At 37.8% G+C, this 10,225-nt stretch carries 8 protein-coding genes and 1 tRNA gene; 6 read left to right on the forward strand and 3 right to left on the reverse strand.

Translation table 11 applies throughout. From position 1 onward, the window contains the following. Positions 1 to 107 precede the first annotated feature (107 nt). Positions 108 to 2,018 carry a threonine--tRNA ligase gene (gene thrS, locus CXF71_RS03260; protein WP_101231555.1) on the reverse strand — a complete coding sequence of 637 codons (1,911 nt, stop codon included), beginning with the start codon at positions 2,016 to 2,018 and terminating at the stop codon, positions 108 to 110. A 426-nt stretch (positions 2,019 to 2,444) separates the two neighbouring features. Between thrS and CXF71_RS03265 the strand changes: the two genes are divergently transcribed. Continuing rightward, on the forward strand, positions 2,445 to 3,170 hold the full coding sequence (locus CXF71_RS03265) for a hypothetical protein (RefSeq protein ID WP_101231556.1): 726 nt from the start codon (positions 2,445 to 2,447) through the stop codon (positions 3,168 to 3,170). Positions 3,171 to 3,407: 237 nt separating this feature from the next. Here CXF71_RS03265 and CXF71_RS03270 read toward each other — a convergent pair whose 3' ends face one another. Then, complete coding sequence (locus CXF71_RS03270) at positions 3,408 to 5,087, reverse strand: NAD(P)/FAD-dependent oxidoreductase (protein ID WP_101231557.1); 1,680 nt, start codon at positions 5,085 to 5,087, stop codon at positions 3,408 to 3,410. A 148-nt stretch (positions 5,088 to 5,235) separates the two neighbouring features. On the opposite strand from CXF71_RS03270, the gene fdxA reads away from it, so the two are divergent. From fdxA to CXF71_RS03295, 5 genes are all read left to right on the forward strand, one after another. Beyond that, on the forward strand, positions 5,236 to 5,571 hold the full coding sequence (gene fdxA, locus CXF71_RS03275; RefSeq protein ID WP_101231558.1) for a ferredoxin FdxA: 336 nt from the start codon (positions 5,236 to 5,238) through the stop codon (positions 5,569 to 5,571). Positions 5,572 to 5,659: 88 nt separating this feature from the next. Beyond that, entirely contained in the window at positions 5,660 to 6,580 is a 921-nt protein-coding gene (locus CXF71_RS03280) for a fructosamine kinase family protein (protein WP_101231559.1), read from the forward strand. 145 nt (positions 6,581 to 6,725) lie between these two features. Then, positions 6,726 to 6,932, forward strand: a complete 207-nt coding sequence (locus CXF71_RS03285) for a CPXCG motif-containing cysteine-rich protein (RefSeq protein ID WP_101231560.1) — start codon at positions 6,726 to 6,728, stop codon at positions 6,930 to 6,932. A 164-nt stretch (positions 6,933 to 7,096) separates the two neighbouring features. Further along, positions 7,097 to 8,494, forward strand: coding sequence for an MATE family efflux transporter (locus CXF71_RS03290; RefSeq protein ID WP_101231561.1), 1,398 nt, complete (start codon positions 7,097 to 7,099; stop codon positions 8,492 to 8,494). 134 nt (positions 8,495 to 8,628) lie between these two features. After that, positions 8,629 to 8,705 (forward strand) — tRNA-Val (locus CXF71_RS03295). Positions 8,706 to 9,056: 351 nt separating this feature from the next. Here CXF71_RS03295 and CXF71_RS21880 read toward each other — a convergent pair. Then, on the reverse strand, positions 9,057 to 9,446 hold the full coding sequence (locus CXF71_RS21880; protein WP_101228125.1) for a helix-turn-helix transcriptional regulator: 390 nt from the start codon (positions 9,444 to 9,446) through the stop codon (positions 9,057 to 9,059). Between the last annotated feature and the right edge of the window lie 779 nt (positions 9,447 to 10,225).

The following is a 10,225-nucleotide window of genomic DNA, read 5'->3' on the forward strand; positions in this document are numbered from 1 at the left end:
CTTTAATTTATTTAATCTCTGCCTTTATTCTATAGAATTATAGAAAAGGCAGACTACTTTGCTTTTATTATGTGTTATCCGTTTATAGCTTTATTGTTATTTAAGCCTTACTGACGAGCTTTAACTTCATCAGATAACTTAGCAATAAAGTCATCAACCGACATTTTTCCTAAATCTTCACCACTTCGAGTTCGAACGGATATTTCACCTGATTCCATTTCTTTGTCACCGACAACTAATAAATACGGAACTCGCTTCAAAGTGTGCTCGCGGATTTTAAAGCCTATCTTCTCATTTCTCAAGTCTATTTTTGCTCTAAAGCCATTTTCTTTTAGTTTTTTAACAACTTTCTCACAATATGGCGCTTGTTTATCGGTAATATTCATAATTGTTGTCTGAATAGGCGATAACCATGTTGGAAACTTGCCAGTGAACTCTTCAATTAAAATACCAATAAAACGTTCTAATGAACCTAATATTGCTCGGTGAATCATTACCGGAGTATATCTTTCGTTATCTTCACCAACGTAAGTTGCACCTAAACGTTCTGGTAAGGCAAAATCAAGTTGTACCGTTCCACATTGCCAAGCACGACCTAAACAATCCATTAACGTGAATTCTATTTTAGGGCCGTAAAAAGCACCTTCACCCGGCAAGTATTCAAAAGCAATGTTACTGTCTGTTAATGCTTGTGCTAAACCTGCTTCAGCTTTATCCCAGATCTCATCACTACCAATACGGTTTTCCGGGCGCGTTGAAAGCTTGACAACAACATCTTCAAAGCCAAATGAGCCATAAACGTCGTATACCATTTCAATACACTTTTTCACTTCCGCTTGAACTTGTGATTCCATACAGAAGATATGTGCATCATCTTGCGTAAAACCACGAACGCGCATTAAACCATGTAAAGACCCCGAAGGTTCATTACGATGACAACAGCCAAATTCAGCGATGCGCAGTGGCAAATCACGATAAGACTTCAAACCTTGATTGAATATTTGAACATGACCTGGACAGTTCATTGGTTTAATGGCGTATTCGCGCTTTTCAGAGGTAGTAGTAAACATGCCATCAGCATATTTTTCCCAGTGACCTGATTTTTCCCAAAGACTTCTATCCATCATCATTGGTGCTTTAACTTCGTCGTAATCATACTCGTGTAATTTTTCACGAATAAACTTTTCTAATTCAGTATAAATAGTCCAACCATCGTTATGCCAAAACACCATGCCTGGTGCTTCTTCCTGCCAATGGAATAAGTCTAATGTTTTACCTATTTTACGATGGTCACGCTTTTCAGCTTCAGCTAAACGTACTATATAAGCCTTAAGTTGCTTTTTATCAGCCCATGCAGTGCCATAAATACGTTGCAACATTTTGTTGTCTGAATTACCACGCCAGTATGCACCGGCAACTTTCATTAATTTAAAATGATGACAATGACGCATGCTTGGTACATGAGGACCACGACACATATCAATATATTCTTGATGATGATATAAAGCCGGTGTATCTGTTTTCTCGATGTTTTCATCAAGAATGGCTAATTTGTATGTTTCACCGCGTATCGTAAAGGCATCATAAGCATCTTGCCAAGAACCTGTTTTCTTAACTACTTCATAGCCTGTACGTGCTAATTCAGTCATGCGTTTTTCAAGCTTAGCTAAATCATCTTCGGTAATTGATTCATCAAGGTCAATGTCATAATAAAAGCCATTTTCAATCGTTGGACCGATAGCCATTTTAACATTTGGGTATAACTGCTTTATTGCATGCCCTAATAAATGTGCACATGAGTGACGAATGATCTCAAGACCTTCACTATCTTTACTGGTGATAAGTTGTAAAGAGGCATCTTGAGTTATTAATTCACAGGCATCAACAAGGTTTCCGTCGATACGGCCAGCAATGGTTGCTTTAGCAAGACCAGGGCCAATATCAAGAGCAACATCCATTATAGATACAGCTTGTTCAAAAGAACGTTGAGAACCATCAGGGAGAGTAATTACAGGCATGTTTTTCCTTATCAGTGGCGGCGCACACGAAGCGTCGCTTGAGTTTTAATAGTTAAAAATAAATAGTTTTAGCCGTTGCGTCCTGCAATCGCTTAATCACGTTCATCCTGAACATAAAAAAGAGCACATAGCTCTTTTTTTAGAATTAGGTTTTTTACCCGATGATTGTAAAAGCCTTACCCTTTTTAAACAAGGGCTTTAACCGAGTTTAATCATTTTTTATTATTCAATAATAAAATAAAATGTAAAAGGGTCTTTAAAATAATGCACATAAATATAAACTGATGCGGTTATGGATCAATCAACTTGTTTCGCAAACCTTTATCAGCAAGAAAATGACAACGCTATCTGCGCCGGATCTACATAGCACTTTACTGAAAAATCAGTAATACTATTGATAAAGTACTTAATAACTAGCTGAATTTAGTGAAAATATTTACCCTTGCTACAGTGCTACTGTTTTATGTTTTGCTATCCGTCGCAAATGCTTCAGAAAACCCATGGAAGTTATGGAAAAAAAACAGTTCACAAAGTGTTAGTTATCGTCCCGCTATAATAAAAGGCAATATTAACACAACGCTAATCGAAATTAAGGCTACAGCCGTTGTGCACTCAAGTATTTCTGGATTTATGTTATTTTTACAAGATGTCGATAACACCCGACATTGGTTAGTTAATGCCAGTGAAAGCAAAATAATTAAGCAATACTCAGCGACCGAAAATAACTTCTATATAAAGCTAACGAAGATCTGGCCATTACAGGCAAGAATTTTAATACTCAATTCTGTTTATTGGCAAAACGATGACTTAAGTGTTGAGATAAAATTAACAGACGCAGTAAACGTTGAAGACTACATGCTAGCGGCTGTGAGAGATTTAAAAGATTACCTACAGGTTAAGACCCACCGTGCTCATTGGACAATAATGCCTAAGCAGTCAGAAGCTAAAGGTAGTGATATTGCTATTGAATATATTTTTATTGCGGATGGTCGAGGAGACACACCAAAGTGGTTGGCTGATCATTTAGCTCTTAAGTCTATTTGGAAAAGTATGCGTAATATTAGGCGTCAGTTACCCAGGGAAAAGTGGCAGCAACAAACCGTTAAAGGTATTACTGAATACGCTGTAATACCTTTAACTGATAAACCTTAACGAATAACGACGAGAGCATCACCAATAACCAAGACATCAAAAGCTTAGTCAGATTTCAATCATCCTGAATCCATTCATCGTCATTCCCGAGTTCTCTTGTCGAAGATCCATCACTCTTTATAAACTGGATCCAGGAGAATGTGCGTCCTGCATTCTCTAATAAGTAGCATCCATGCTACGGCCGATTAAAACACCACGGGGATGACGTCCCTAAGCCATGTGCATAGGAACATTAATTTACTGGTCTGCTGTAATGGCTAATGCCATTGCTTCCGCAATTTTAATACCATCAATACCCGCAGACAAAATTCCACCCGCATAACCCGCACCCTCGCCCGCTGGATACAAACCTTGCACGTTAAGGCTTTGCAACGTATCTTTATCTCGCGTAATTTGAATCGGTGATGAGGTTCGAGTTTCTACTGCCGTTAAGGTTGCTTCTGCCATTGAAAAACCATTAATTTTCTTATCAAAAGCAGGTAGTGCTTCTCTAATTGCAGCTATCGCATAATCAGGTAAGGTTTCACTTAAATCGCAATAAGTAACACCGGGTTTATAAGACGGGGCTACTGAGCCATGTTCGCCACTTTTACGTCCTGCAAGAAAATCGCCTACAAGCTGAACTGGCGCATCATAATTTTCACCGCCAAGTTTAAACGCTCTTTCTTCTAAGTTACGTTGAAATTCCATACCCGCAAGTACATAATTTCTATCTGACGCAAATTCACTGGTGATGAAATCTTCCGGCTCAATACCCACAACAATAGCACTATTCGCATTACGTTCAAGACGAGAGTATTGGCTCATCCCATTGGTCACTAAACGGCCCTCTTCCGAGGCAGCGGCAACAACAGTTCCCCCAGGACACATACAAAAACTATAAACCGAACGGCCATTACTGCAATGGTGAACTAACTTGTAATCTGCAGAGCCTAAAATTTCATTCCCGGCATTATTACCAAAGCGTGCTTCATCAATAACCGCTTGTTCATGTTCAATACGAAAGCCAACAGAAAAGGGTTTGGCTTTCATGTAAACATCTTCATCAAATAACATACTAAAAGTATCACGAGCACTATGTCCAATGGCTAAAGCAATATAGTTCGTCTCTATGTGTTCACCATTTGAGAGTGTTAAACCAGTAACTTTTTTGTTTTGGTAACCTTCAATGCCTTGCGCGGTGCATTCATTACCATCAACATCAACAAAGTGAATTTTATCTACTCGTTGATTAAATCGCACTTCACCGCCAAGCTCAAAAATTTTGGCTCGCATTTTTTCAACCATAGTAACTAATTTAAAGGTACCAATATGCGGCTTACTTACATAAAGGATCTCTTCAGGTGCACCTGCTGCAACAAATTCATGAAGAACTTTACGACTATAATGCATAGGATCTTTAACTTGACTATAAAGCTTACCGTCTGAGAATGTTCCTGCGCCCCCTTCACCAAATTGCACATTCGATTCAGTATTTAATATCTTTTTACGCCAAAAGCCAAAAGTGTCTTTGGTGCGTTGTCTAACTTCTTGACCACGTTCTAGTACAATAGGATTAAAGCCCATTTGTGCCAACACTAAACCTACAAATAACCCACAGGGTCCCATACCAATAACAACAGGACGGTTTTTAAGGTTCTTTGGCGCTTGACTAACAAACTTATAGGCCATATCTGGCGTTTCTTTTACTTGAGTATCATCCTGAAATGTTGCAAGAAGGGCTTCGTTAGCATTCGTTTCAACATCAAGCGTATAAATCAGGAAAATACTATTTTTCTTACGTGCATCGTAACCACGTTTAAACACGGTGAATTTTATTAACTGAACCGCTTTTATTGATAATTTAGTTAAAATTGCTTGTTCAAGTTCGTGCTCTTGATGGTCAAGCGGAAGTTTAATATTGGTTAAACGAATCATTCTGTTGAGATCCAGCATAGGAAGAGTAATATTTTTCACTATTTTACCTGTACGCCATCATTTTATAAACAAGAGATTGAATTTGCCCTCAACAAAGGTATGATCCACCACATGATTAAGACAATAATTAACAAATTTAGATAAACCTATGGCATTTGTAGTAACTGATAACTGTATCTTATGTAAATACACTGACTGTGTCGCAGTATGTCCTGCTGATGCTTTTTATGAAGGACCTAATTTCCTCGTTATTAGCCCTGATGATTGTATTGATTGCGACTTATGCCCAGTTGAGTGCCCTGCAGGTGCTATTTACCAAGAAGATGATGTACCCGCAGACCAACAAGAGTTTATTGAACTCAATGCCGAACTAGCAAAACACTGGCCTAGAATTACCGAAGTTAAACCGCCGTTAGAGCAGGCAAAAAAATGGGATGGCGTCACAGATAAAATTCAATATCTAGATACCCAATCAGATGAATAATAATTGCTAAAAAACATTTTTTGTCAATACAGCACTCGGTAAGAAAACAGCTATACTAAATACCATATAATTACCCTTGGAGATGATTATGTGGCACAGCATTGAACAAGCCATAAGTGTTGAAACTGGCAGACCATTTCATATTTCAGAAAAACAGGAAATATCAACGGGAATCGGCAACACCTCTTCATTGAGTAGTTTAATTGCTCAGAAAGCACCTCCGTCCAATTTAGCATTCAAAATAACGGATGGCGAAAGGACTTATTTTCTAAAAATCAACAACAAAGCCTACCTAGAACACTTTCAAGCCGAAGCATACTCATTAAAGCAGCTTAATACACTGGCTAATATTGCTAGTCCAAAAGTAACCAGCATCGGCACCAGCTTAGACAAAAGTTTTTTAGTGTTAGATTATATTGATTTTAGTAAAGCAAAACCTATGCTGTGGTATCAACTCGGCCAACAACTCGCTCAAATGCATTATGAAACACGCCATGGTCAATTTGGTTGGCAACATGATAATTTCATTGGCAACACTATTCAGCCCAATCACTGGAGTAGCAACTGGACAACCTTTTTTGCAGACCAACGCATTGCTTGGCAATTGCAATTATTGTCCGAGCGTTCCGTTATGCTGGGTAATATTGAATATATCACACAAGTTTGTCACGACGCATTACTGCATCACCATGTTACACCTTGTCTAGTGCATGGTGATTTATGGCAAGGCAATACAGGCTTTAGCGGCGAACAGGCCATGATTTTTGATCCTGCTTGTTATTATGGTGACCGAGAAGTTGATATTGCCATGACCGAACTCTTTGGACATTTTCCTGATGACTTTTATCATGGCTACCAAGCAGAATATCCTTTAGATGCAGGTTATGAGCAAAGAAAGTTAGTTTATAATTTTTACCATATCTTAAACCATGCCAATGTTTTTGGTGGGATTTACATTAACCAAGCAAAAGCAGCATTATCGCGAATAATGTCATTACCATTACACTAGTAAAAGCAGAGACCATGTAGATCAAAAACCTAGTCAGTAATCATTAAAACAGCGGGCTATTTTGGTAATTTAGTCAAATATAGTCATACTCAATGCAGATGATATGATTATATAAAATCACTTCCCTTTACTTATGGTGGCTATCATGACAATTAAACTCACCGAAAAGCGCATTACTTGTCCTCACTGTGGTCATCATTTGCATACAACGATAGATGCAACAGCGGGTGATCAAGATTATTATGATGAATGCCCCGCTTGTTGCATGGAAATTCACTACCATTTACATATAGACGAATATAGAAAGAAGATTCAATTAACCGTTGATAGTGATGATGAACAAGTCTTTTAACTGAACAATTAATTCCGTTTTTTTCATAAGCACAAACTTACAATATCACTTTACTTTTTAAGACATTTTTTGCCTTGTTTGCTCAAGCTATCTCATCTATGATGCTTGCAGTTTAGCGATAGTCAATAATTCGTTCCCCTCCCTTCACTAAAGTTACCAATGACATGAACTTAGCCGACTTCTTTACCCATAGCAAAAGCTTATTAAAACTCACTTACCCTATTTTAATCGCACAATTAATTCAAAACTTAATGGGCTTTGTTGATATTGTGATGGCAGGACGCGTTAGTGCTACTGATTTAGCCGCCGTTGCTGTAGCAAATAGTATTTGGCTGCCCTTGATATTAACCATTTATGGCTTAATCATGGCACTTTCCGCGATTGTTTCACAGCTTGCAGGCGGAGGGAAATATAACGATATAGTAGAACAAACGTATCAAACCGGCTGGATAGCCTTGGTGCTCGGCTTATCGTTAATAGGCCTTTACTACTTACTTACACCAATAATTGCACCGCTCGTTACCTTAGACGGTAATCTTGAAGCATTAATGTTTGATTATTTGGGATTTATTGTCTGGGGCGCACCAGGCTTTTGTTTATACCTTGTGCTAAGAAATTACTCTGAAGGTCTTTCATACACTAAGCCAACCATGATTATTAGTATTATTGGTTTACTGGTTAATATTCCAGCCAACTATATATTTATCTACGGTAAATTTGGCATGCCCGCTCTTGGCGGTGCTGGTTGTGGCATAGCCACAGCGTTAGTTTATTGGTCAATGTTTATTAGTATGCTTATTTATTGTTTTTATTCAAAAGTATTAAAACAGGCCAATTTGTTTAGTGATTTTTATTGGCCGGTATTAAGTGAAATAAAAACAATCCTTGCCCTAGGCATTCCTATCGCTTTATCACTACTTTTTGAAGTCAGCCTTTTTGCTATTGTCGCTATTATTTTGGTGCCCTTTGGATCGCAAGTTGTCGCAAGTCACCAAGTAGCATTAAACTTTACCGGTTTAGTGTTTATGGTGCCTTTAAGTATTGCCATGGCTACTACGATTAAAGTCGGTTTTGCTATTGGGAATAAAAACTTCAAACAAGCTAGAGACTATACCTTGTACTCAATAGTGCTTGGCTTAGCCCTAGCTTGTATCACAGCGCTAATAACGGTACTTTTCAGAACACAAATTGCAGGCATTTATAGTACTGAAGCGCCGGTGATAGAATTAGCCGCTAGCTTAATGTTACTAGCCACCATTTATCAATTTTCAGATACTATTCAGGTTGTCTCTGCCGGCGCATTGCGCGGGTACAAAGACACTAAATCTATATTATATATAACCTTCGTATCTTATTGGCTGGTCGGGTTAACCGTAGGTTTGGTTTTAGGTATAACAGACTGGATTGTGCCTAAAATGGGACCTTATGGTTTTTGGATAGGCTTTATCGTTGGTTTAACTACCGCAGCAATATTACTCGCTTGGCGTTTACAAGTAATTCAACAGCGGATTAAAAAGGGTAAATTCTTACAACCAGGTGACAATGAAAAAGTACAAACTTAGCTAGCTAGCCTCATATTCAAGCATTTTGTTTATTTAACAAGCAAGTAGAACCTATTTATCAATGAATTAAACAAAATTGCTTGCAAGGCGTTTAAGCAAAAGCTAACATAGCGCTCGTTGAGTTATCAACATGTGCTCGCTTAGCTCAGTTGGTTAGAGTACTTGCATGACATGCAAGGTGTCACAGGTTCGAGTCCCGTAGCGAGCACCATATAATAGCAAAGAGCTACCTTCGGGTGGCTCTTTTGCTTTCTGCTATCCAAGCTCTATTCCAATTTGTACACACGATAAACATTCAAGCCGTGCCTATAATTATTCTATGATTTATTGCTAACGTTAGCAATGACCAATTGTTAACGTTAGCAATGACCAATTGTTAACGTCAAATAATCGTGAATACTTTCCTGCAAAGATATGAGAAAACTGAAGTACTACTCTTTTTTCATACTTAAGGGGTCAACCCAAGCAGCAATATTTTGGCAATTATTCTAACAGTTTGATGGTTTAACTATATGAATAATATCTTGGGATACAATAATAGCCCTGTGATTTATTGACAGGATTATCTATTGTTTATCTTACCTAAAATCCATTGTTCAACATCAACTCTAACCCATGCTACAGAACGAGAAGATAACTGTATTGGGCTTGGAAATTCACCTTTGTTTTTATAAGTGTATATCGAAGATCTTGATAGTCCTGTCATGCTTATAACTTCTTTGATTCTGATTAGGTCGCTAGGCTGCTTACTACGTGTCTGAGTTTGTTCAATACTCAGTTTTTGTTCAGGAATATTTGCTCTTGTTTGTTCTGATATATCTCGTTTTGTAAGCTGTGATTTAAATCCATCAATGTGTCGTTTAACTAACTGCAATTCATTAATAGTATTTTGGGTTTTAAGTGATAGTTGTTCTAAATACCCATTGAGAAGTTCAAACTCCAAATTATTCATGTCAGATCCTTTATTATTAAAGCTCTAACTATCAATGAAATTACGTACTTTTACCAAAAAATTTAATTGTACATATTGACCGAGTTTATCTGAGCTTTAAGCCAAATGGTGAATTGATATTAAATCTCATGGATACTTTGTCTTCATCTCCAGAAGCCGTGACAGAAATATCTGTGTCGTTTACTTCTAGCGTAGTGCCAACAAAGCAATACTTAACTTTCGAAAAGTTTCTTTCCCACATTTCGTTGGCAATTGATTACGACCTAAGGTTCACCGTCAAGCAAGCCCTAAAGAACTGGTTACGTTGGTTTCGGTATGTAACACCATAAGGAATAAGAGCTGGCGGTAAGTTAAAGCGTAACCACAACAACCCTAGTATTTGCAGCGCCCTAGATTCTAGAGGCAATAAGCCACATCGCTAATGATTACTAAACTAATAGAAAGTATCCATTTAGTACCTATTAAGCTTAAGTTTCCTAAAATGATTACCTTATTAACTCTAATAATGTTTCTTATATAAAAGGTAATCATTTTGGGCTAATCTCATTACTCTAGGCAACAAAAAGCCCGCCGAAGCGAGCCGTTTGTAAAGCAGGTTTATTTGCCTAAATACCACTTATAACAATTTCATAAGTGGTTGTTTTACTAAAACCTGACATTTCTTAATTCGCTGGATAGGCTCACTGTTACCACAAAGGAGACACTAGCCCCTAATTCAAAAAGGACTGCTCACAATCTAAAGCGGACGTTAGCATTCAAGATTACCTTTTGACTTCTTT

The organism is Colwellia sp. 12G3 (genome assembly GCF_002836775.1).
Classification (GTDB): domain Bacteria; phylum Pseudomonadota; class Gammaproteobacteria; order Enterobacterales; family Alteromonadaceae; genus Colwellia.

Excerpts from the sequence above, each read along its gene's own strand:
- CXF71_RS03280 (WP_101231559.1), top strand. The coding sequence starts at position 5,660 with ATGTGGCACAGCATTGAACAAGCCATAAGTGTTGAAACTGGCAGACCA.
- fdxA (WP_101231558.1), top strand. The coding sequence starts at position 5,236 with ATGGCATTTGTAGTAACTGATAACTGTATCTTATGTAAATACACTGAC.
- CXF71_RS21880 (WP_101228125.1), bottom strand. The coding sequence starts at position 9,446 with ATGAATAATTTGGAGTTTGAACTTCTCAATGGGTATTTAGAACAACTA.
- CXF71_RS03270 (WP_101231557.1), bottom strand. The coding sequence starts at position 5,087 with ATGATTCGTTTAACCAATATTAAACTTCCGCTTGACCATCAAGAGCAC.
- thrS (WP_101231555.1), bottom strand. The coding sequence starts at position 2,018 with ATGCCTGTAATTACTCTCCCTGATGGTTCTCAACGTTCTTTTGAACAA.
- CXF71_RS03285 (WP_101231560.1), top strand. The coding sequence starts at position 6,726 with ATGACAATTAAACTCACCGAAAAGCGCATTACTTGTCCTCACTGTGGT.
- CXF71_RS03290 (WP_101231561.1), top strand. The coding sequence starts at position 7,097 with ATGAACTTAGCCGACTTCTTTACCCATAGCAAAAGCTTATTAAAACTC.